Raw genomic sequence first — 22,901 nt, 5'->3', positions numbered from 1 at the left:
GACCGGCCGGACGAGCCGGTCCCGGCGTGCGACTACCGGTGTTTGGCGGCGGCTTCCTCGGCCAACCGTTGGCCGTCGGCGAGCGCCTTGTCGACGCTCACCTGGCCGGCGATCGCGGCCGACACCTCCTGGGAGACCTTCGTGCCGAGGTCGGCGAACTCGGGGATGCCGACGAACTGCACGCCGAGGGCGGGTCGCGGCTGCATGCCCGGGTCGACCGGGTCGGCCTCCTGGATGGAGCGCAGGGTGATGTCGGCGAAGGCGGCGGCGGACTCCCGGTACTCGGGGATCTCGTAGGTGGACTGGCGTTTGCCGGCCGGCACCCGGGACCAGCCGAGCGAGGAGCCGACCAGCTTCTCGTACTCCTTGCCGGTGGCCCAGGAGATGAACTGCCAGGCGGCGTCGGCGTTCTTGGTGGTCTTCGGCATGGCGAGGGCCCAGACCCAGAGCCAGCCCGCCGAGTCGGTCTTGTCGACCGGCGCGTACGCGTAGCCGACCTTGCCGGCCACGGTGCTGGAGTCCGGGTCCTCCAGGGTGCCGGCGGCGGAGGTGGCGTCGTACCACATGGCTGCCTTGCCCTGGCCGAACGTGTTGAGGCACTCGGTGAAGCCGGACTGCGGTGCCCCGGGCTGGCCGTGGGAGCGCAGCAGGTCGACGTAGAACTTGGTGGCCGCGGTGAACTCGGGCGCGTTGACCTTCGGCGTCCAGTCCTTTTCGAACCAGGTGCCGCCGAAGGTGTTGACCACGGTGGTCAGCGGGGCGAACAGTTCGCCCCAGCCGGGCAGACCACGCAGGCAGATCCCGGCGACGCCGGCCGGCTTGTCGTCGAGGCGGGCGGCGAACTGGGCCACCTGCTGCCAGGTCGGCCGCTCGGGCATGGTGAGGCCGGCGGCGTCGAAGAGTTCCTTGTTGTACATCAGGAACGAGGATTCGCCGTAGAACGGCGCGGCGTAGAGCTTGCCGTCGCCGCCGGAGAGCGAGGCGACCATCGGTTCGAGCAGGTCACCTCGGTCGTATCCGCTGTCGGCGTCGGCGTACGAGCTGACTTCGTGCAGCCAGTCGTTCTGCGCCCAGATGGGTGCCTCGTACGCGCCGATGGTGGCCACGTCGTACTGGCCGCCCTGGGTGGCGACGTCCTGGGTGACCCGGTCCCGCAGTTCGTTCTCGGGCAGGATGGTGAACCGTACGGTGATCCCGGTGTCCTTTGTGAAGTTGTCGGCGGTGAGTCGGGCCAGGTCCTCCATCTGGGGGTTGCCGACCATCAGGACGGTGATGGCGGTGCCGTCGCCGGAGGAACCGCCGCCGGCTCCGGAGCAGGCGGTGACGGTCAGGCCGACCGCCAGGGCGGCGGCGAGCGTGCCGCGCCATCGGCGCGGAGATCGTGTTTTGGGCACAGCGAACCTCCGGTGGTGGTGTCGTGGTGGGTGCAGGCAGGTCGACCGGCGGCGCTCAGACGCGCAGCACCACCGGGCCGAGCAGCGAGTAGCGGTGCGCCTCGGACGCCGGCAACGCGGTGTCCGTGATGATGGTGTCCAGGTCCGCGACGTCGGCGAAGCGGCAGAAGTTGTGACTGCCGAACTTGGTGTGCACGCCAGCGAAGACCACCCGCCGCGACACCGCGAGCACCTTGGCCTTGACCGCCGCCACGGCGGGGTCGGGGGTGGTCAGCCCGTGCTCGCGGGAGATGCCGTTCGCGCCGATGTAGGCCAGGTCGATGACGAAGCCGGCGAGCATTCCGGTGGCCCAGTGGTCGACCGTGGCAAGCGTGCGCCCGCGCACCCGGCCGCCGAGCAACAGCACCGTGACACTCGGGTACGCGGCCAGCGCCGCCGCGGTGTGCAGCGAGGCGGTCACCATGGTCAGTGGCCGGTGGGTGGGCAGCGCCTCGGCGATCAGTTGCGGGGTGTATCCCTCGTCGATGAAGACCGACTCGGCGTCGCCGAGGTGCTCGACGGCGGCGGTGGCGATCCGCCGCTTCTCCACGACCATCCGGGTGGCCCGGGTTTCCAGGTTCGTCTCGAAGCGGGCGGTCTCCACCGGGTACGCGCCACCGTGGGTGCGCCGGACGAGGCCCTGCTGGGCCAGGAGGGCCAGGTCACGCCGGATCGTCTCCGGCGCGACCCCGAGGTCGGCGGCGATTGTGCGGACGTCGACATCGCCCTGCCGGCGAGCCAGCGTGAGGATGTGGTGTCGTCGTTGGTTCGCGTCCACTGTGCACCTCCCGTCGGCTCGTGTGTCTTTTTGTAACACCGTGACCGGCGCGTGACCGCAGTCACATGTCGGTCAATCCGGTGGCTTTGTTGCCCGGTTGCCGGCCCGATCGGGCGGGTCAATACGGGCATCAGCCATATTCATCGCATTCTTCCGGCCCGTTTCGGGCCGAACGCCGCCCGTTCTCCACCCGAAACGCCCGCTCGGGCATTCCGGCACCGTCGGCAAGGCCGACGGTGCCGGAAGATGTCGGGTCGGTTCGGTGCGAAAGCTGTCGGGTCGGGTTCGGTGCGGATGATGTCGGGTCAGTTCGGTGCGGGTCCGTTGTCGACCAGCCGGAACCGGGCGGTCACCGGTGCGTCGCCGGGCTCCTCAAGGATCAGTCCCCGGGTCGGGGAGTTCTGTAGATACGCCGAGTGGCTGCTGATCAGGTAGCTCGATTCGGCGTCGCGGACGACCGTGAACTGCTGCCTCGGCGCACCGGGTGCGCACGGTGCCGCCTCGACCCGCAACGGCTGGCTGCCCGACGACCGGACCTCCCAGCAGGTGTCGGTCAGGTCGGTGCCGGGCTCGGCGGTGCGGATCTGGTACGTGTCGGGCCCCTGCGGCGCGAACACGAACAGCTGGCGCCCCTCGTCGCCGTCGACCTCGGCCAGCCGGCCGTCGTCGAGCAGTGACAGCCCGCCCTCCGCAGCCGCCAGCCGTACGACGGTGACCTGACGCTTGCCGGACAGCAGCGGATCGTCGTCCGGTGGCCCGGCCGGCGAGGTGGTGGGCGCGGGCGGCGAGACCGACGGGACGGCGGGCGACTCGCTCACCGGCCCGGGCGTCGGGCCGGCCGGGCCGATCGGGGCGCTGTGCGGCGGGTCGCCGAGGCGGGCCAGCGCGACACCCGTGCCGAGCGCGACGACGGCCACGGCAGCGAGCGCGACACTGGCCACCCGGCGACGCCGTCGGCGGGTCTCGCCGCGTCGCCGGATGTCGACGGCGGCCGGGACCCGGCCCTGCCCGCCGTGGCCCGCCAACGCCCGCAGGGCGTCGTCGAGCTGGTTGTCATAGCTCATGGCCGCGCCCCCTCTCCGCGCTGTGGTACTCCCGTTCGGCCAACTGTTCGGCGAGGGCCCGGCGCCCCCGGGCCAGCCGCGTCTTGATGGTGTTCTCGTTGGTGCCGACCTCCACCGCGATCTCGGCCACGCTCAGCCCGACCAGGTGGTGCAGCACCACGGCCCGGCGTTGTTCGGCGGAGATGTGCCGCAGGGCCGCCACGACCGCGACGTGGTCGACCGAGATGGCGTCGACGCGATGTTCGGTCGCTTCCCGGCGATGGGCGCGCAGCCGGTTGACGGTCTTGCGCCACGCGCTCACCGCGCTGCGGTACGCCACCCGACGTACCCACGCCTCCGGGCTGCCGCACTCGCGCACGGCAGCCCAGCGGTCCCACGCCCGGGCGTACGCCTCCGCCACCGCGTCCTCGGCCTCGGCCCGGTTGCCGATCATCGCGTACAGGTGCCCCAGCACCCGCTGCACCGACGCGGAGTAGAAGGCGTCGAACTCCGCGGCATCACGCATCGCGTACGGTCTCCACCTCGGTCGTCACCGGCGCGGTGCGGGTCCGGTGTCGTTGAACCGGAAGCTGCTGAACGGCGGGGCGTCACCCATTTCCTCCAGGATCAGGCCGGAGCGCGCGGAGTCACGCAGGTACGCCCACCGGTTGCTGATCAGGTATTCCCGGGGGCCGCCGTCGGGGGCGGCGGTGATGACGAACCGCTGAGCCGGATCGCCGGCCCGGCAGGTGGCGCCGGCGACGTACAGCGGCTGGGTGTTCTGCGGGTTGCGCGCCTGCCAGCAGATCGGCTGGCCGGTGCCGCCGCCGTAGTACGCCTTGATCAGGAACTCGTCCCGGCCCAACGGGGTCGGCACGAACACCTGCCGACCCCGGTCGTCGTCCACCTCGGCCAGTCGTCCACCGTCAAGCAGCGACAGGCCCGACTCGAACGCCCCCACCCGGACGATCGTGACCCGGCGCTTGCCCGAGAGCACCGGGTCCACCTTCGGCTTCGTCGGCTGGGTGGCCGCCGTCGCCCCGCCTTCGGCGGCCGGTCCGACCGCCGCCACCGGCACCACCTCGACCGGCGGTCCCGCCGCGGCGTCGCCGCCGGAGGCCGACAGCACGCCGTAGACCGTTGCGGCGGCGCCGGTCAGCACCACCAGACCCGCACCAGCGAGCCACCTTCGCACCAACACAGTTCCTCCCGGCTGCCTCGATCGCCCGAAGCCGGCAGCCCGGCCGGCTGGCGGTCCTCGGTCGATTCAGCCTGATGACGCGCGAGGCCGGCCGGAGGTTTCACCGGTTCGCCGAGTTTCTCGGCCGCAAGATCCGAGCCCGCTGGCGGGCCCGCAGTCGATCAGCGGAGAGAGGCGAAGCGCGGGACCGGTGCGGATCAGCGGACCGCGAGCAGGCGCAGGCCGGTGCGGATCAGCGGACCGCGAGCAGGCGCAGGCCGGTGCGGATCAGGACCACCGCACCGCCGGCAACCATGACCATGCCGATGCCGGGCATCAGCTGGCCCCAGCTGTCGGTGCTGGCGCTGAGGCTGATCAGGCGGGCGGTCTGCCAACCGACGACGAGGGCGACGGTCACCCCGGGAATCAGGCTGTGCGCGATGGCCATCTTGCGGTATGGCAGCAGGGCACCGGCGATGGCCAGGAAGGCCACGCTCAGCGTCCACAGGCCGGGGCCAGCCATGCCGTTGAGCGAGCCGAACGGCGTGATGACCCAGGGCAGCAGCGAGCCGACCAGCGCGAGCAGGCCGCCGACGATCATGCCGAGACTGCCGGCGTGCAGGATGCGCCGACGGACGGGGGCGGCGGTGGATGCGCTGTCAGCCATGTCCGGATGCTAGGCGGCTGTTGGCCGCGACCGGACCGGCAATCGGTGAGCGGTCGCCCCACGTCGGTGAACGGATCACCGGCAACGCCGCAACCCGCCCAAACCGGATGCGAGCGCCCCTCATATTGACCGGTCAACCGTTCGTGGATCGTCCCGGACCGTTCACCGATCCATAGCTTCGCTCCGCAGATCAACCCTTGCCCGACCAGGGCGGTTCACGTTCCCTGTCCCACACACCGAGGTGTGATCGACCGCACAACCCGCCGGGAGGCTCCACCATGACCGAAGTCACCCCCGATAAGGAAAGCCGTGGCGGCGAACCGCCACCATCGTCACCACCACCGGCCTCGCCGCCGGACAACGGCTGGCGCAAGGAGTACTGGAGCCGGAACCTGCGGCTCATGGTGATCCTGCTGGCCATCTGGTTCATCGTCTCGTTCGGCTTCGGCATCCTGCTTGTCGAACCGTTGAACGAAATCGTCATCGCCGGCTTCCCGCTCGGCTTCTGGTTCGCCCAGCAGGGATCGATCTACGTCTTCGTGATTCTGATCCTGGTCTACGCGAAGATGATGGACCGCCTGGACAGCCAGTTCGGTGTCGGTGAGCAGGAGACCGAGGGGGCGGCCAAGTGAGCCAGATCCAGACCTGGACCCTCATCTTCATCGGCGCATCCTTCGGCGTCTACCTCTACATCGCCTGGCGCAGCCGGGTGAAGGAGACCGCCGGCTTCTACGTGGCCGGCCAGGGCATCCCGACCGTCGCCAACGGTGCCGCCGTCGCCGCCGACTGGATGTCCGCGGCCTCGTTCATCTCGATGGCCGGCCTGATCGCCTTCCTCGGCTCGGACGGCACCATCTACCTGATGGGCTGGACCGGCGGCTACGTGCTGCTGGCCCTGCTGATCGCCCCGTACCTGCGCAAGTGGGGCAAGTTCACCGTTCCCGAGTTCGTCGGTGACCGGTACTCGGAAACCGTCCGGACCGTCGCCGCCGTCGCCGCGATCGTCATCTCCTTCACCTACGTGGTCGGTCAGATGCGCGGTGGCGGCATCGTCTTCAGCCGCTTCCTGGGCCTGGACGTCACCGGCGGCGTCATCGTCGCTGCGGTGATCATCGGTTTGTACGCGGTGCTCGGCGGCATGAAGGGCATCACCTGGACCCAGGTGGCCCAGTACACGGTGTTGATCGTCGCCTACCTGATCCCCGCGGTGGCGGTGGCCCAGCAGATGACCGGCATCCCGGTCCCGCAGGTGTCGTTCGGGCAGATCCTCGACGAGCTCAACACGATAAGCGTCCAGATGGGGCTGAACCAGTACACCGAGGCGTTCGCGGCCCGGCCGCAGATCGACGTCTTCCTGGTCACCATGTCGCTGATGATCGGCACCGCCGGCCTGCCGCACGTGATCGTCCGGTTCTACACCACCAAGAGCGTGCGCGGTGCCCGTTACTCCGCGTTCTGGGCGCTGTTCTTCATCGCCCTGCTCTACACCACCGCCCCGGCGGTCGGCGCGTTCACCAAGCTGAACCTGCTCCAGGGCGTCAACGGCGTCTCGGCGGACGCCCTGCCCTCCTGGGTCAACAACTGGGCAGCTACCGGTCTGGTCACCGTGGGCGACGGGGTGACGACAATCAACTCGGTAAGCAACAGCCCGACCTCCGGCGCTGACCTGATTGTCAACAACGACATCCTGGTGCTGGCCAGCCCCGAGATCGCCGGCCTGCCGGCGCCGATCGTGGGCCTGGTGGCCGCCGGCGGCATGGCCGCCGCGATGTCCACCGCGGCCGGCCTGCTCCTGGTGATCTCGTCGTCCTTCTCGCACGACCTGTACTTCCGCCGGATCAAGCGGGACTCGACCGACAAGCAGCGACTGCTGGCCGGCCGGATCGCCATGGGCCTGGCGGTGCTGGTCTCGATCTACGCCGGCATCAACCCGCCCGCCTTCGTGGCCCAGGTGGTCGCGTTCGCGTTCGGTCTGGCGGCGGCGAGCTTCTTCCCGGTCATCGTGCTCGGCATCTTCTGGAAGAGATGCAACGCGACGGGCGCGGCGGCCGGCATGATCACCGGCATGCTGTTCACCGCCAGCTACATGATCTACACGCTGCAGGTGTTCGGCACCGAGGCCAACCCGCACATCCTCGACATCAGCCCGGAGGGCATCGGCACGATCGGTGCCATCGTCAACTTCGTGGTGACGATCGTGGTGTCGAAGATGACCGCCCCGCCGCCGGCGGAGATCTCGGAGATGGTGGAGAACATCCGCTACCCCTCCGAGCGGCGCGCCGTGCCGGCCGGCAACGTGACCGACGCGGCCTGACCGAAAACAGTCCACAACGGAGAGTCACCGGTCGCCGGTCCCACCACCCACGGTGGGGCCGGCGACGCTCTCCGCGACTGCCACCTTCCCCTCCGGTGATCAGGACACTACGGTTTGTGCAGCACTCGGCGCGCGAACCGAGGGGGTCCGGATGACGGAGTTCGACTACATCGTGGTCGGCGCGGGTTCAGCCGGGTGCGTCCTGGCCAACCGGCTGACCGAGGACCCGGACAGCCGGGTCCTGCTCGTCGAGGCCGGCGGCTGGGACAGCAGCCCCTGGGTCCGCATCCCGAAGGGCTTCAGCCGGCTGATGGACGACCGGCGCACCGCCTGGCACTACCCGGCGCAGGTGCGCCCGGGGCAGCGGGAGGTCTGGCAACGCGGCCGGCTGATCGGCGGGTCAAGCTCGATAAACGGCATGGTGTACGCCCGCGGCGACCGGCTCGACTACGACGAGCTGGAACGTCTCGGCAACCCGGGTTGGGGCTGGGACACCATGCTGCCGATCTTCAAGCGGTTGGAGGACAACCCGCTCGGCGCCACCGAGTCACGCGGCGCGGGCGGCCCGCTGCGGATCTCCACCGCCACCGGCACCGACGAGATCTGCGAGGAGACCATCGCCGCCGGCGAGCAGTTGGGGTGGCGTCGGGTGGACGACCTCAACGCCAGCGAGGACGAACGGATCGGCTACCTGATGGCCACCATCCGCGACGGTCGCCGCAGCAGCGCCGCCGACGCCTTCCTGCATCCGGTCCGCCACCGGCCCAACCTGACCGTCGTCGTCAACACCGTCGTGCTGCGCCTGCTGATCGAGAACGGCCAAGCCGTCGGCGTACGCACCCGGCGGGGTGGGGACACCGTCGACTACCGGGCCGCCGCCGAAGTGGTGCTCGCCGCCGGAGCGCTCGCCACGCCACAACTGTTGCAGGTCTCCGGCATCGGGCCAGCCGACACGCTGCGCCGGGCCGGTGTCCCGGTGCTGCTGGACCGCCCCCGGGTCGGCCAGGGCATGCGGGAGCATCGCACCACGCCGATGCAGTTCCGGCTGGCTGGCACGGTCGGCTACAACCCGCGACTGAGCAGCCCGCTCGGGCAGGCCAGGGAGATGCTGCGCTACCTGTTCACCCGCCGCGGACCGCTGGCCCTGCCGGTGTACGACCTCGGCGCGTACCTCCGATCCGCCCCGGAGGCCGAGCACCCCGACGCCCAGCTACTGGTCGCGCCCTTCTCGGCCGCACCCCGCCGGCCCGGACGCGCGCTGGAACTGGAGTCCGAGTCGGGGCTGATGGCCCAGGTCACGGTGACCCGCCCGGAGAGCACCGGCAGCCTGGCCATCACCTCCGCCGATCCGGAGGTCGCCCCCCGGATCGTGGCCAACTACTTCGACGCCGCGCACGACCGGCGGGTCGCGGTCAGCGCTCTCCGCCGGACCAGGGAACTCTTCGCCACCGGGCCGATCGCCAAGCGGATCACCGCCGAGACGGTACCCGGCCCGACGGTCCGGACCGACGACGAGATCGTCGAGGCCGGGCGGGCGCTCGGCTACTGCGGCTACCACGCGGTGGGCACCTGCGCGATGGGCCCGGACGACGACTCCGTGGTCGATGCGCAGCTGCGGGTCCGGGGCGTGACCGGCCTGCGGGTGGTGGACGCCTCGGTGCTGCCGATCCTCGTCTCGGGCTACCTCAACGCCCCGGTGATGGCACTAGCCTGGCGCGCCGCCACCCTAATCCACTCCCCCTAACTCCCCTCCTCCCACCCTCCTCCCACCTCCCCACCCTCACCCCCACCCGCCGCCTGAGTTGATCATGAGGTTAGCGGCACTTGTCGATCTTCAAACTGCCGCTAACCTCATGATCAACCGGTGGGGGTGGGGTGGGGGTGAGGTGGGGGTGGGGTGGGGGTGGGGTTGGGGGTGGGGTTGGGGGTGGGGTGGGTGGGGGTGTGAGGTGTGTTACGTGGGGGTGAGCGGGAATCAGCGGGGCGGTTGGGGGTTGGAGCCAGATATGAGCTTCGCACCACGGCCTGCCCTGCGTCCGGTTCGGGCGGTGACGTCCCGATGAGCGCCGTCGACACCGCCTCGGCCCCACCGCACGCGCTGATGCCCGGCGACCTGATGACCCGCCGGCAACGCCTGCGGCTCATCCTCGTACTCGGCTCGCTGATCGCGGTGGGTCCGCTGACCATCGACATGTACCTGCCGGCGCTGCCGGCGATCGTCGACGACTTCGCCATCACGTCCTCGACGGTGCAGCTGACCCTCACCGGCACGCTTATCGGCCTCGCCCTCGGCCAGTTGGTGATCGGCCCGCTCTCCGACGCGCTCGGCCGTCGGAAACCACTGATCGCGGGCACCGCGCTGCACGTGGTGGCGTCGCTGGGCTGCGCCCTCGCGCCGAACATCGCGGTGCTCGGCGCGTTCCGGGTCGTCCAGGGGCTGGGCGCGGCGGCGGCTGCGGTGATCGCCATGGCGGTGGTACGCGACCTGTTCAGCGGCTCGTCCTTCGCCCAGGTGCTCTCCCGCCTGCTGCTGGTGATGGGCGCCGCGCCGGTCCTGGCCCCGACCCTCGGCAGTGAACTGCTGCGCTGGACGCAGTGGCGGGGCATCTTCGTGGCGCTTGTGGTCTTCGGCGTACTGCTGATGCTTGTCGCCGCGCTCGGCCTGCCGGAGACGCTGCCACCCGGGCGTCGCCAGCGCGGCGGTGTGCTGCCCACCGCCCGGCTCTACCGCTCGCTGCTGCGCGACCGTGCCTTCGTCGGGCTGGTGCTGGTGGCGGCGCTGGCCATGTCGGCGATCTTCGCCTACGTCGCCGGGTCCTCGTTCGTGATGCAGGGCCAGTACGGGCTCAGCGAGCAGGAGTTCGGGTTCGCGTTCGGCGCGGGCGCGATCGGGTTGATCGGTGCCACCCAGGGCAACGTACGGCTGCTGCGCTACTACTCGCCGCAGCGGATCCTGGTGGCCGCGCTGCTCATCGGCTCAGCTGCCGCCCTGCTGCTGCTCGCCGTCGCCGCGACCGGGTTCGGCGGGCTGCCGGCCCTGCTCGCCTCGTTGTGGCTGGTGCTCGCCGCGACCGGCCTGGCGATGCCGAACGCACCGGCACTGGCCCTGAGCCGGCACGGTGAGGCGGCCGGCACCGCCTCCGCCCTGCTCGGCGCGGTGCAGTTCGGCGTCGGCGCGGTGGCCGCACCCCTGGTCGGCGTGCTCGGCACCGGTGCCGTGGCGATGGCCCTGGTGATCGCCGGTGGTCTGCTCGCCGCGCTTGCCGTGTTGTTCCTCGTGGTACGCCCGGCCCGCCTCGCCCCGATGGGTCCCGAACCGGCCGTCGTCGTGGTCCACTGACCGCAGGCAGCGACCGCGCCGTCCAACGAATGTCGGTGGGGTGCTCTACCGTCCGGCGGCGTGAACGCAGTGCAGACGTACCGCTATCTCGCCTCCTCCACGCTCGGCCGGGGCGCGCTCGCCCTCCAGACCAGCGGCGGCCCGGCACCGAATCCCCGTTTCTTCACCGGCTTTCTCACCACCCCGCAGGCGGCGGCGGTCGGCCTGCTGGCCGTGGCGGAGGTGGCCCGCACCCGCTACCACCGCCCGGTCAGCCCGGCCAGCCTCGATCCGGTGGTGACCGGCAGCCGGGACCGTCTTCGGTTCGAGTCCTTCTCCGGCTGCTGCGGCGTGTACGCGCGGCTCGACGCGCTGCCGGCCGGGTTGGACGGCGACGTGGTCGAGCACGGCACGACAAACGTCGACGTCAACAACCCGCTACGGGAGGCGTTGAGTCGGGTCGGTGGCCTGGACCCGCTGCACCTGTCGGTCGGTCCCGACGACCTCACGGTGTCCACAATGGATGGCGAGGTGGTGGAGAAGAAGGTCCCGCTGCCGGCGCGTTGGCTGCGGGGCTTCGCCGAGGTGCAGGTGCTGGCCGCCCGGTTCGAGCCCCGGGCGGAGCTGCCGGCCGCCGAGGCGACGGCGTTCCTGCGTCGGCTGCCCAGTGGCAACGACCGCTCGGTGCTCTGGGTGGTGCCCGCCGGCCGGACTTTGCGGCTGACCTCCCGGCCGGTACCGGGGGCGGTCTGCCTGGCCGGGCCGAGCCGGCTGGTCGCGCTGCGCCCGATGCTGCGCTTCGCGAAGACCCTGCGGGTGTACGGGCCGACGGTGACGGCCGGCGCCGCCCCGCTGCCGAGCGTCTGGGAGCTGGACACCGGCGCACTGCGGCTCTCGCTCACCCTCTCCCCCGAGCCGTACCGGGGCTTCTCCGGTGAGGGTGCGGCGCTCACCGCGCTGGCCGGCGACGATGTCGTCGACGACGCCGACCTGGTCTCCGCGCTGTTGTCCTGGGATCCGACCATCGACGTGGACCGGCTGGCCACCCAGGCCGGCCTCGACGCGGACCGGGTCCGGGGCGCGCTGGCGCAGCTCGGCACCGCCGGTCGGGTCGGCTACGACGTGGCCGAGGCGGCGTACTTCCATCGGGTCATGCCCTACGAGGCCGGGCGTGCCGAGCGGGACAATCCCCGGCTGGTCGGGGCGCGGGCCCTGCTCGACGCCGGAGCGGTGCACCGCGACGGCACGGCGGTGACGGTCCGCAGCGACGACCAGGTGTACCGGGTCCGCGAACTTCCTGACGGCAGTCTCACCTGCACCTGTCAGTGGTGGGCCAAGCACCGGGGGCAGCGGGGTCCGTGCCGGCATGCCCTGGCCGCCCGGATGTCGCTCCGTGACCAGGTCGAGGAGCGGGTATGACGCGCGTGGCGTTCGTTGAAGGCACCGCACGGCGACAGCGGGAGCTGGCGGCCGGCGGCACCAGCGACCTGTTCGACCTGGTGTCGAAGGGCCACGCCGAGGTGATCGCGGCAGCGCTCGCCGGCCTGCCCGAGCCACGCCGCCGAGAGATCGGCGGAGAGCTGACCGGCTGGTTCAAGAAGCGCGACCGGGAGACCTGGTGGGGCCAGGGCGCCGGCACCGCCCTTGCGGTGCTCGTGGTCGGTTGCCTTCCCACCGCCGCCCAGGCCGCGGCGATCCTCGGTCGTAGTTCGGTCACCCTGGACGGCCACCGGGCGGCGGAGTTGGTCCGTGGTGTCGCCCAGGAGCGGGGGGTGGACTGGCTCGGCGACCTGGCCTACCGGGTGGCGGCCCGGTTCGGCCAGCGGTCCTGGACCGGCCGCTGGCAGTTCGTCGCCACGCTGTTGCAAGCCGAGGGCGCCGCACCGCCCACCGACGACCGGTCGGTGCAGCTGTGGCTGGGCGCGGTCGAGTTCCCCGACCGCCATCATCGGGGGCGGTCGGTACCGATCGCCGACCGGCTGCGCGACGACCCGTTCCTGCCGATGATGCTGCCGCGCCTGTTCGAGGTGGACGGCCTCGGCACGCAGATGATGTTCGCGGTCGTGCACCGGCGGTGGGAGGACCGGGAGCAGCACGCACTGCTTACCGCGCTGGCTCAGCTCGCCGCCGAGCGGGTGGTCGACCGGGCCGCGCTCATCGACGGCTCGATCGGCCGGCTGCTGCGCGGGGACCGGCCCGCCGCGCTACGCGCCTTCACCACCCTGCTCGGCCTGCTCCAGCCGACCGCCGCCGAGATCACCGGCCGCCGTACCGACTATCTGCGGCTGCTCACCGATGCGCCGGCCCCGGTCGCCACGATGGCGCAGAAGGCCCTGCGGGAGCTGCCCGACCTGGCGGTGGAGTCGCTGCTGGACGCCTCCGGGCAGGTGCTGGCCCGGCCCGAGAAAGCCCTGGTCCGAGCCCAGCTGACCTGGCTGGACCGGCTGGCCCGCAAGCACCCGGACCGGGCCACCGAGATCGCCGAGGTGATCGCGCTCGCCGCCGAGCATCCCGCCGTCGAGGTGCGGGACCGGGCCATCGCGCTTGCCGGTCGGCACGGTTTCCGCCCGACCGATATCGGCCCGGCGATCGCCGAGCCGCGCGGCGACGACCTGCCCACGCCCCTGCCACCAGCGCCGGCCCCCGGGCCGATCACCGACGTGGACGAGTTGGCCGAGGAGGTCGCCGCCCTGCTCGGCCAGCCCACGCCGGGCACCGGGCTGGACCGGATCCTGGACGGGTTGGTCCGGCTCACCGCCACCGACGGATCCCGGGTACGCGCCGCCCTCGCCCCCGTCACCGAGCGCCGGCACTGGTCCTGGACGGAGCACCGGCACGACCCGCTCTGCCTTCGCGGGCTGGTGGTCGACCTGTTCCAGGTCGCCGGTGCCGAGTCCCAGGCCGCCGGGGCGGAACCGGATTCCCGGCGGCAGGGCCGGTGGGCGGCCCTGCTGGCCGCCGTACGGCGTACCGATGCCACGGCGACGGGACCGGAGCTGGTGGCCACCGATCCGCGGGTGCCTCCGACGCATCGCCTGCTGCGCGCCCGCCTCGCCGAGATCGGCGCACACCTCAACGGGCCGGGTCACGCCGGCCTGCTGGCCACCCCCACCTCGGCCAACGGCATCCTCGACCCGCTGGTGCTGGTGGAGCGGCTGGCCGCGCTCGGCGACCGGGACCCCTGGCACTGGGACCTCACCCAGGCAATGCTGCGCCTGCCGGCCGGCGTCGAGGACGCGGTGGCGGAGAAGGCGGTGGCGCTGGGCACCTCGGCCGGCGACCGGCTCGCCGCCTGGCTGCGCGGCGGCGGGCTGCCGCAGCCGGTGCTGTGGGCCAGCACGGTGGCCAGGCGGCCGAGCCACGGTCGCCACGACTGGGAGTTCTACCATTTGCCGCCCAACCGGATCCTGGTCGGGCTGCGTCCACCCGACGGCCAGCACGACCGGTACGGGCTGGTCACCGCCGAGCCGGGAACGCTCTGGTCGGGGCACGCCGAATGGGCGCAGCTGTGGCCGTCGGTGCTGCCCGGGCATCGGGGCGCGGTGGCGGCGTACCTGTTGCCGACGGTGGCCGCCAGCGCGGACCTGGACGTCAGCGGTGGCGCGGCGGTGCTGCCGCTGCTCGCGGAGGCCACCGGTCCGGGCGGGCTGGCCCTCGACCTGGCCGTGGCGTACGGCCTCGCGGCCCGGCACGCCGCCGACCGGGTGGCCGCCCTGGACGCGCTGCTCACCCTCGCCGCCGCCGGCCAACTCGACCCGGCGGCCCTCGGTGCGCAGTTGGGCACGCTCGTCGCCGGGCAGTTGGTGAAGCTGAGCCGGGCGGTCGAACCACTGCGCGACGCCGTGCAGGCCGGCGCGCCACTTACCGTGTGGCGGCTGCTGGCCGCCGCACTGCCCGCGATGCTCACCATGCCCACCCCGCCACGCGGCCTGCCGGACCTGCTCACGCTGGCCACCGAGACGGCCACCGCCACCGGCGTACGGATCGAGCTGCCCGGCCTGGCCGGGGTGGCCGAACGCGGCGGATCGAGCCGACTGGTCACCGAGGCCCGCCGCCTGGACCAGGCGCTGCACGCCGGGTGACCTCCGGACGGCGTGGGCCCGGCGCGACCCGAACCGGGCCCACGCACCCTTTCGTACGCTCGCCGTAAATCTGCGGGCGGATGCCGGGCGCCTCCCGATGGCACAATGCGGCCGGTGTCTTCCTTGTCGCCAGAAGCGCTCTACTTCCGCAGTGTGCAGCACGCCTACGACACGGTGGCCGAGGATTACGCCGCCTACCTGCCGGACACCCGGGCCGAAGCGCCGCTCGACCTCGCCATGCTCGACGCCTTCGCCGAGGCGGTGCGGTGCGAGCACGACGCACGGGTGCTCGACGCCGGGTGCGGTACCGGCCGGATGAGCCGGTACCTCGCCGAGCGCGGCTGCCGAGTGACCGGGGTCGACCTGTCGCCGGGCATGGTCGCCGTGGCCCGGCGCGACCACCCCGGCCTGGCATTCACCGTCGGTTCGTTTACCGCGCTCCCCTACCCGGCCGGCCGGTTCACCGGCGTGCTGCTCTGGTACTCGACCATCCACACGCCGCCCGCCGGCCAGGCCCGGATCTTCACGGAGGCGGCCCGGGTCCTCCGCCCCGGCGGCCACCTGCTCGTCGCGTTCCAGGCCGGCGAAGGAACCCGCGACCTCGCCGAGGCGTACCGCCGGTTCGGCCACGAGGTGGACCTCCGGCGCTTTCGCTACTCGGCCGATCAGGTTGCCGCGCAGGTCGAGGCAGCCGGGCTACGCGAACTGACCCGCCTGATCCGCCGCCCCGTGGACACCGAACGAGACGACCAGGTGTGCCTCCTGGCCCGGCTCGGATAGATATTGCTAGGCGATCATCCATCCCGGCGTCACCCGGTTCGCCCAGGTGCGCTCGTCGGTCACCATGGACGGGTGGGAAACTTTGACGTTGGTGACCGTCCGATCAGGATTGAGATCGAGCCGGTTCCCGGTGCGGAGCTTGCCGGAATCTACGGCGACGGCGAAACCCGGGGGCCTGATGGCCGGGTGCTGGCGACCGGACGTGCCCTCTTCGACGACGCCCTCGACCTCGTCGACGCCTGCGCCGAGGCGATGACCGCCCGGGTGGAAGCGATGGCCGGTCACCGCCCCGACGAGATCGAGTTGCAGTTGGCGGTCAAGGTGGACGGCAAGGTCGGCGCCCGGATCGTGGAGCTCACCGCAGGCGCCCAACTCCAGGTCACATTGCGCTGGAAGGCGTCCCCGGATGGCCTTTGACCCCGCCAACCTGCCCAGCGGCGAATCGGCCTCGCTTGGCACCACCACCATCGACCTGCGGGCGGCCTATCCGCCGGGGGTGGCGGTGCTGGACGTCCTGCCGCTTGTCGACGACGAGGGCCAGCGTTTCGGACTGCGTGGCTACTGCTGCTGCGACGAACTGCTGTGGACCGCTCCGGACCGGCACCGGCGGCCGGGCCGGATCGATGTGGCCGCCCTGATCACCAGGGATGGCGGCGAGTCTCCGGCGCACACCTTCCTGCGTCTGAAGAACTGGTCGAGCTCGAAGATCGAGCTACAGCGCTGGCTGAGTTGCCTGCGCGAACGGCACGGCGACGCGCTCACCCTGATCGTCCGGGACTGCACCGACTTCGGCATTGCCTGGGAGTTGTTCTGGTTATCCGGGCCGGACGGCGGAGACTGGCTCGGCAGCGCCATCACCGTCACCCGGTGGGTCACCATGCCTCGGGCCAGGTCGACGGTCAGCCGGCTGCCGCTGCACCGGGCGAGGGCCGGCGGCGAAGTGGTCGCGTACGTGGCCGACGGGCCGATGCGGGCGGACCTGGAGGTGCTCAAGGAACTGGATGCGGTGATCACCGAGACGTTCTGGGACCTGTTGGCCAGGATGGACGAGCCGGGCGGCCCGTTCGCCCTGGTCTATGCCGCCTGCCATGGCAGGTTCAGCGGTTCCAGCCTGGAGTTCCTGCTCGATGACGCCGTGTCGGTGGCCGACGTGGACACGGCACGCCTGTCCCGGCTGGCCCGGTTCGGCGGGCTGGTCTTCCTCAACGCCTGCCACTCCGCCCGGCTGATCGACGATCCGGAGTACAACGACGCCACCCAGCGCGGCTTCGCCGAGGCGTTCCTGCGGGCCGGCGCGACCGGCTTCATCGGCACCGTCGGGGTGGTCGCCGAGGAGCAGGCGCACCGCTACCTCCGGGAAATCATCAGGCTGCTGCGCGAACGGCCCGGCACGCCGATCGCGGTGACCATCCGTGATCTGCGCCGACGGCACAGCGTCCGCATCCCGCCCCGGTCGAACGACCCCGCCGCGGCGCGGGCACTGCTGCCGTTCTTCCACACTTTCATGTACGCCTACTATGGCGGCCCGAGCGACTACGCGACGCTGCCACCGCTGCGGGAAGGCCGCCGATGAGCAAACCGCTCTCCTCCACCCGGTCGGAGACCACCGTCGAGCCGATCGTCAGGTGGCCGCGCACCGCCGTTATCGGCCAGGACTATCTGGTGGAGGTCTGGATCGAGGCCACCACGGGTGCAGGCATCGCACTTCCGATCCTGCTCGACGGCGCACCGCACCTGCGGGTACGAGCGGTCGAGGAGCCACGGTTCACCCTCGGGTCGATGGAGCCGGTGCGCTTCGTGGTGACCGCGCACGGGCCGGCGGGCGAGCGCTCGCTGCGGTTGACGTTGTGCGCACCGTCCGGTCGGCCGCTGCGTACCGACCGGTTGCCGATCGCGGTCCGGGACACCGCTGATCCCGATCCGGGTTTCCAGCTCAACGAGCCCACCGCGGTCGACCTGCGCGCCAAGACGGCCGGCGCGTGGCGTGAGTTCGCGACCACGCTGGCCGCCGTGCTGTCCACCCTGGCTCCCGGTGCCGAGGTGCACCTGGCGCTCGATCCGGCCGCGTCCGGCACCGGCACCGCCGTCTACCCGGTCCGGATCCGGGTGTCCGAGGACGGCGTCGTCCAGGCGTACGCCGTCGGCAACGCCGAGTTGCCCGAGGGCTACCGGTTGGATCGTTCGTCCGTCGGCGATCTGATCGCGCTCGGCTGGTCGCCGCCGGGCGTGCTGCCCGGCTCCGGTAACTCTTTCAGCCTGCGCTCGTCCCAGGGCAACGCGAAGCAGCTGGCCATGCTGGTCTCCCGCACACTGCGCGATGTCTGCGGTGTGCCGCACCCCGCCTTCCTGGTGTATTTCGCGCACGACGATGCCGCCGACCCGATCGAGACCGCCCCGCTGGGTGCCGCCCGGCACCGGTCGGCTCCCGACGCCGTCGTCAGTTCCCTCGTCGCCGACCGAACCGAGGAGCGGGCGCCGCTGGCGGAGCAGGTACGTGCGGTGATCGCCGCGACGTTGCGGATTTCGGTCGACGAACTGAGCGTGGACGTGGACGGCGACATCGGCATCCGCGCCGGCTCGGCGATGTTGTTCATCCGGGTACGCGAGAACCCGCCGCTGATCGACGTGTTCTCCCCGGTCCTCACCGAGGTGCCGCCCACCGAACGGCTCTACGCTCGGCTCTCCGAGTTGACAAACGTGATGCCGATCGGCCGGCTGTATCACGTGCAGGACACGGTGTGGGCGTCGATCCCGGTCTTCGGCCGCAACTTCCAGGCCGCTCACCTGATGCTCGCCGTGCAGGTGATGGCCGGCCTCGCCGACGAACTCGACGACCGCCTCCAGGACGAGTTCGGCGGAAGCCGGTTCTTTGGCGACCCCAAGCCCGCTGGCTCCTGAGCATCGAGACCGAGGGGCTGCCCGGCGACGACGCGACGGGCAGCCCCTCGGCTACTACTGCTCGGCTCAGGCGACCGAGGCGGGGAACCTCTCCCAGACCCGGTGGTTGGCCAACAGGTGCTGGACGGTGGTGAAGACGTCGTCGCCGGATTCGCCGGTGACCACGCCGGGGCTGCCGGTCAGGCCGGCCTGCTCCAGAACGCTGACCCCGGGACCCCAGGCGCCGATCGCCTTGGCGTGCCGCCAGCACTCCTCGACCAGCAGCAGCACGCGCGGGTCGACCGGTACCGACGCCGGACCTGCCGCGCCGGCCTTGGCGTCGCGGGCCGGCAGCGCGTCCGGTGCCGGCGGCGGGGCGGCGGCGAGCAGCACCGCGTCGAGTTCGACCGAGCGGCCGGTGGCGAAGCTGCGCTGCGCCGGCAGGTCACCGATCATGCCGCCGTGCGGTGCGATGAGCAGCGGCACCATGTCGGCACCGAAGATCGCGCGGCGGATCTGGCGGACGGTGTCCAGGTCGGCGTCGGGGTCGACGACGATCCCGATCATCCGGCCGTCGGCCGGCCACTCCCGGCCGACCTGGGACAACGCCGGGCTGGGCGTGACCTCGGCCAGCGGGATCGTGGGCTCCGGTGCGGGCAGCCCGAGGCCGGTGGCGACCTGCGCGCAGAGCACCGGGTCGATGTTGGCCAGACACTGGAGCTGCCGCTCCTTGATCGCCTGGTGGTAGCACTTGCCCAGCTCGAAGGTGTAGGCGCGGATGATGTGCTCCTGCTCGACCGGCGACATGCTCAGCCAGAAGAGTCGGGCCTGGCTGAAGTGGTCGTCGAACGAGGCGGGGCTCGCGCGTACCTTCGGGGCCTCGGCCACCCGCACCGGCAGGTCGACGAAGGGATGGTCGTCGTCGCCGGCCGGGAACGGGTTGCCACCGTCGAGCGAGTTCGGCCGGTAGGGCGCCACGCCCGCGTGGACGGCCTGCTGGTGGAAGCCGTCGCGCAGCATGTCGTTGACCGGCGCGTGCGGCCGGTTGATCGGGATCTGCGCGAAGTTCGGCCCGGCCAGCCGGGTCAACTGCGTGTCGACGTACGAGAAGAGCCGGCCCTGCAACAGCGGGTCGTTGGTGACGTCGATGCCCGGCGGCAGGTGGCCGACGTGGAAGGCGACCTGCTCGGTCTCGGCGAAGAAGTTCGTCGGCGTCCGGTTGAGCGTCAGCCGGCCCACCGGCTGCACCGGGGCCAACTCCTCCGGCACGATCTTCGTGGGGTCGAGCAGGTCGATGCCGGCGAAGGTCTCCTCGGGGGTGTCCGGGAAGACCTGGATGCCGAGTTCCCACTCCGGGAACGCACCGGCCTCGATGGCGTCGTACAGGTCGCGCCGGTGGAAGTCCGGGTCCATGCCGCTGAGCATCTGCGCCTCCTCCCAGACCAGGGAATGCACGCCCAGCTTCGGCTTCCAGTGGAACTTGGCCAGCACCGTCTCGCCCGCGGAGTTGACCAGGCGGAAGGTGTGTACGCCGAAGCCCTCCATGGTCCGGTAGGAGCGGGGGATGCCCCGGTCGGACATGTTCCACATGGTGTGGTGCTGCGCCTCGGTGTGCAGGGAGACGAAGTCCCAGAAGGTGTCGTGAGCGCTCTGCGCCTGGGGAATCTCCCGGTCCGGATGCGGCTTGCCGGCGTGGATGATGTCGGGGAACTTGATGGCGTCCTGGATGAAGAACACCGGCATGTTGTTGGCCACCAGGTCGAAGGTGCCCTCGCTGGTGTAGAACTTCGTCGCGAAGCCCCGGGTGTCCCGGACGGTGTCGGCCGATCCGCGCGAGCCGAGCACGGTGGAGAACCGGACGAACACCTCGGTTTCGCGGCCCTTGCGCAGGAAGCCCGCCCGGGTGACGTTCTCGGCGGTGCCGTACGCGGTGAAGATGCCGTGCGCGCCGGCCCCTCGGGCGTGCACCACCCGCTCGGGGATGCGTTCGTGGTCGAAGTGGGTGATCTTTTCCCGCAGGTGGTGGTCCTGGAGCAGCACCGGGCCGCGCGGTCCGGCCTTGAGCGAGTGGTCCGTGTCACGCAGTCGGGCGCCCTGCGCGGTGGTGAGGAAGGCACCCTGCTGCGCCCGTGCGGTGGCCGGCGTGTGGGTGTGCACCCCGGTCGGCGTACGGCTCTGCGGGGTGCCCTGCTCCGGCTTCGGCGGCAGTGGGTCGTGCGGCGTGGTCGGTTCCGCAAGCGGCGGCGGGGCGCTGCCCGGCGCGCCGGGCACCTCCGGGGTCAGCACGTCGGTGACCTTTTCCGCGGCGGATTCCACGACATCCTTTACCGCCTTCGCGGGGTTACGCGATTCCATCTCTACGGGTACCTCCCTGGAGCACAACGACCAGACCCCAGGGGCGGTACCCGGGCCAGTGAGAACAAAACGGGCCGAACGGAACCCGGCACCGACTTTCCGATCACATCTGGCCTGCTGGCGCAGCAGATCAGCGAGCCGCGCTCAACTGATCAAAATAGGTCTTCATGGCCGGATAGTAGTCGTCGAACGACGGCAGCGCGGTGTCGTCGTGGGCGGCCACCAAGCGGTCCAGGTAGTACTCCCAGCCGGGCCCGATCTCACCGAGGCCCTCGACCGTGTCCAGGTGTTGGACGAAGCGCAACTCGGTCCGGTCGCCATGCCGGGTGAGCAGCAACTCCAGCCGCCAGATGCCGGATTCTTCCTGCGCGGATAGGGCCAGTCGGTGGGGCGGCGAACACTCGTCGATCCGCATCTCGGACCACGGCTCCCCCTCTTCGAAGGCCATCTGCACCCGGATGCGCTGACCGGGCCCGGCCCGGCCCGCCCAGCGGCCGTACCACCGGGCGGTGCGATCCGGTTCGGTCAGGCTGGCCCAGACGTCCTCGATCGGGGCCCGGAACTGCCGGGTGACGACCAGGTCGACTCCGGTGTCGGTGCCAAAGAGGCGCCCGGATGGTGTGAGTGTCAAGCTGTCCGCTCCTCAGTGGAGTACGGCGAGCCACCGGTGCGGCGCTCACGGCGGGTACGGTAAACCTCGGTTTCCAGCGCGTCGAACCGGCGCTCCCAGGACTCGGCCCGGGTGAACTGCGCCAGCCACCGATGCAGCTCGGCGAACCGGGTCGGGTCGAGTTCATAGCGGCGCTCGCGGCCGACCACGGTGTCGCGCACCAGACCGCTTTCGCGGAGTACGCGCAGGTGACGACTGACCGCTGGCCGGCTGATCTCGAAGTGGTCGGCGATCCGGCCGGCCGTGAGCCGCCCCTCCCGCAGCAGTTCGAGGATCCGTCGACGCACCGGATCCGCGATGGCAGCTGCTATCTCGTCCACCCCGAAAGCGTAACCTGTGGGTTACGCATTTTCCACTGGCCTCCAGCTGTCCCGAGCGTCGGTTCAGGGCTGGTCGGAGTCGGTCAGCCGACCCTCGGCGCGGAGTTGGGCGAAGTGCGCCTCGGGCGGCGGCTCCGGGTCCGGATCGGAGGGCCGGGGCGGCTCGGGCCCGTCGGCGCAGAAGCGCAACAGGGTCTCGATGCGGGTGATCCGGAATCGGCGCCCGAGCACGGCCACCTCGTCTGCGCGACTGGCCGCCAACTCGTCGGCGGCCCGCGCGTACTCGGCGGCTTCCTCCTCCGTCGGGTTGCCGATCCGCGGAATGAGCCACCGGAAGTCGAACTCGACGGCTTCGCGAGCCTCCTGCGGCGTAGCCACCGCCCGACTGGTCGGCTGCCACCCGCCGCCCACCTGTTCGGCGACCGCGTAGCGGGTGGGCAGCAGCACGCCGTTCGGGTGCGAACGGATCGCGGCGACGCTGTCGGCGTACACGTCGGCCGGCACCTGGGCCCGGGGGTAGCGGGCCGGCAGCAACTCGACCTTGAGCAGCGCCGCACCGACGCCGGTGGGTGCGGCCGGGTCGGCGATCAGGTCGGCCCCGCCGAGGAAGCTGTCGCACGAATCGGCCGTACGCGGGTCCGGATCGGTGGGCCGGGGCGGCTCCGGCCCGTCCGGGCCGAACCGGGCGAAGGTGTCGGCCCGCACCACCCGGTGCCGGCGACCGGCGACGGTCACCTCGTCGACCTTCTCCCAGTCCAGCACCCGGCCCACCGCGGTCAACTCGGCCACCAGGTCCGCGTCGGCGGTCTCGGCGAGCCACTCGCGCAGCCGGTGGGCCAACGCGTCGCGCGCGGCCTGCGGCGTGTCCTCGACCAGGGCGTGTACGCGCCACCGGCCGCCGCCGAGGTCCACCGCGTAGCCGAAGAGCGGGGCCCCGATCCGCAGGATCGGGTAGGCGCCGGCACGCTCGGCGGCGTCGTGCTCGGTCACCATGCTGATCGGATCGTGTCGACGCTGGAAACGGATCACCGCGTCCGACAACTGCTCACCGTCACCCACAACTCGACATTCTGTAACCGTCCC

Annotated in this window: 20 protein-coding genes; 10 read left to right on the top strand and 10 right to left on the bottom strand. The window is 71.5% G+C overall.

Annotated features, from left to right (window positions below; translation table 11 throughout):
- Positions 1-32: 32 nt before the first annotated feature.
- The 6 genes from QQG74_RS15300 to QQG74_RS15275 form a co-directional block, all read right to left on the bottom strand.
- On the bottom strand, positions 33-1,394 hold the full coding sequence (locus QQG74_RS15300) for a sugar ABC transporter substrate-binding protein (RefSeq protein ID WP_341720956.1): 1,362 nt from the start codon (positions 1,392-1,394) through the stop codon (positions 33-35).
- 55 nt (positions 1,395-1,449) lie between these two features.
- Positions 1,450-2,211 (bottom strand): DeoR/GlpR family DNA-binding transcription regulator, encoded by a 762-nt coding sequence (locus tag QQG74_RS15295; protein ID WP_341720955.1) that lies wholly within the window; start codon positions 2,209-2,211, stop codon positions 1,450-1,452.
- 305 nt (positions 2,212-2,516) lie between these two features.
- Entirely contained in the window at positions 2,517-3,275 is a 759-nt protein-coding gene (locus QQG74_RS15290) for a hypothetical protein (RefSeq protein ID WP_341720954.1), read from the bottom strand.
- Positions 3,265-3,780 carry a sigma-70 family RNA polymerase sigma factor gene (locus QQG74_RS15285; RefSeq protein WP_341720953.1) on the bottom strand — a complete coding sequence of 172 codons (516 nt, stop codon included), beginning with the start codon at positions 3,778-3,780 and terminating at the stop codon, positions 3,265-3,267. The genes QQG74_RS15290 and QQG74_RS15285 overlap by 11 nt, the downstream gene beginning before the upstream one ends.
- 24 nt (positions 3,781-3,804) lie before the next feature.
- Positions 3,805-4,449, bottom strand: coding sequence for a hypothetical protein (locus QQG74_RS15280; protein ID WP_341720952.1), 645 nt, complete (start codon positions 4,447-4,449; stop codon positions 3,805-3,807).
- 238 nt (positions 4,450-4,687) lie between these two features.
- Positions 4,688-5,101, bottom strand: coding sequence for a hypothetical protein (locus QQG74_RS15275; protein WP_341720951.1), 414 nt, complete (start codon positions 5,099-5,101; stop codon positions 4,688-4,690).
- 278 nt (positions 5,102-5,379) lie between these two features.
- Between QQG74_RS15275 and QQG74_RS15270 the strand changes: the two genes are divergently transcribed.
- The 10 genes from QQG74_RS15270 to QQG74_RS15225 all read left to right on the top strand — a co-directional run bounded on the left by QQG74_RS15270 (position 5,380) and on the right by QQG74_RS15225 (position 18,494).
- Positions 5,380-5,733 (top strand): DUF4212 domain-containing protein, encoded by a 354-nt coding sequence (locus tag QQG74_RS15270; RefSeq protein ID WP_341720950.1) that lies wholly within the window; start codon positions 5,380-5,382, stop codon positions 5,731-5,733.
- Positions 5,730-7,415, top strand: coding sequence for a sodium:solute symporter family protein (locus QQG74_RS15265; RefSeq protein WP_341720949.1), 1,686 nt, complete (start codon positions 5,730-5,732; stop codon positions 7,413-7,415). Before QQG74_RS15270 ends, QQG74_RS15265 begins: the two co-directional genes overlap by 4 nt.
- Before the next feature lie 151 nt (positions 7,416-7,566).
- A complete protein-coding gene (locus QQG74_RS15260) occupies positions 7,567-9,159 on the top strand; it encodes a GMC family oxidoreductase N-terminal domain-containing protein (RefSeq protein WP_341720948.1) in 1,593 nt (530 codons plus the stop codon).
- A gap of 315 nt (positions 9,160-9,474) precedes the next feature.
- Entirely contained in the window at positions 9,475-10,755 is a 1,281-nt protein-coding gene (locus QQG74_RS15255; RefSeq protein WP_341720947.1) for a multidrug effflux MFS transporter, read from the top strand.
- Positions 10,756-10,815: 60 nt separating this feature from the next.
- The gene (locus QQG74_RS15250) at positions 10,816-12,153 is read left to right on the top strand and encodes an SWIM zinc finger family protein (RefSeq protein ID WP_341720946.1); all 1,338 of its coding nucleotides are present in this window, start codon (positions 10,816-10,818) and stop codon (positions 12,151-12,153) included.
- A complete protein-coding gene (locus QQG74_RS15245) occupies positions 12,150-14,816 on the top strand; it encodes a DUF6493 family protein (RefSeq protein WP_341720945.1) in 2,667 nt (888 codons plus the stop codon). The genes QQG74_RS15250 and QQG74_RS15245 overlap by 4 nt, the downstream gene beginning before the upstream one ends.
- A gap of 114 nt (positions 14,817-14,930) precedes the next feature.
- A complete protein-coding gene (locus tag QQG74_RS15240; RefSeq protein WP_341720944.1) occupies positions 14,931-15,596 on the top strand; it encodes a methyltransferase domain-containing protein in 666 nt (221 codons plus the stop codon).
- Positions 15,597-15,668: 72 nt separating this feature from the next.
- The gene (locus tag QQG74_RS15235; protein WP_341720943.1) at positions 15,669-16,013 is read left to right on the top strand and encodes a CU044_2847 family protein; all 345 of its coding nucleotides are present in this window, start codon (positions 15,669-15,671) and stop codon (positions 16,011-16,013) included.
- The gene (locus QQG74_RS15230; protein WP_341720942.1) at positions 16,003-17,169 is read left to right on the top strand and encodes a CHAT domain-containing protein; all 1,167 of its coding nucleotides are present in this window, start codon (positions 16,003-16,005) and stop codon (positions 17,167-17,169) included. Before QQG74_RS15235 ends, QQG74_RS15230 begins: the two co-directional genes overlap by 11 nt.
- A gap of 317 nt (positions 17,170-17,486) precedes the next feature.
- A complete protein-coding gene (locus QQG74_RS15225) occupies positions 17,487-18,494 on the top strand; it encodes a hypothetical protein (RefSeq protein WP_341721243.1) in 1,008 nt (335 codons plus the stop codon).
- A gap of 66 nt (positions 18,495-18,560) precedes the next feature.
- Here QQG74_RS15225 and QQG74_RS15220 read toward each other — a convergent pair whose 3' ends face one another.
- From QQG74_RS15220 to QQG74_RS15205, 4 genes are all read right to left on the bottom strand, one after another.
- Complete coding sequence (locus QQG74_RS15220) at positions 18,561-20,828, bottom strand: catalase (RefSeq protein ID WP_341720941.1); 2,268 nt, start codon at positions 20,826-20,828, stop codon at positions 18,561-18,563.
- 130 nt (positions 20,829-20,958) lie between these two features.
- Positions 20,959-21,459 (bottom strand): SRPBCC family protein, encoded by a 501-nt coding sequence (locus QQG74_RS15215; RefSeq protein WP_341720940.1) that lies wholly within the window; start codon positions 21,457-21,459, stop codon positions 20,959-20,961.
- The gene (locus QQG74_RS15210; protein ID WP_341720939.1) at positions 21,456-21,818 is read right to left on the bottom strand and encodes a metalloregulator ArsR/SmtB family transcription factor; all 363 of its coding nucleotides are present in this window, start codon (positions 21,816-21,818) and stop codon (positions 21,456-21,458) included. Before QQG74_RS15210 ends, QQG74_RS15215 begins: the two co-directional genes overlap by 4 nt.
- Before the next feature lie 63 nt (positions 21,819-21,881).
- A complete protein-coding gene (locus QQG74_RS15205; protein WP_341720938.1) occupies positions 21,882-22,877 on the bottom strand; it encodes a DUF5954 family protein in 996 nt (331 codons plus the stop codon).
- Positions 22,878-22,901: the final 24 nt, after the last annotated feature.

The organism is Micromonospora sp. FIMYZ51, assembly GCF_038246755.1.
Classification (GTDB): Bacteria; Actinomycetota; Actinomycetes; order Mycobacteriales; family Micromonosporaceae; genus Micromonospora.
This window is presented reverse-complemented; position numbering and strand designations above follow the sequence as displayed.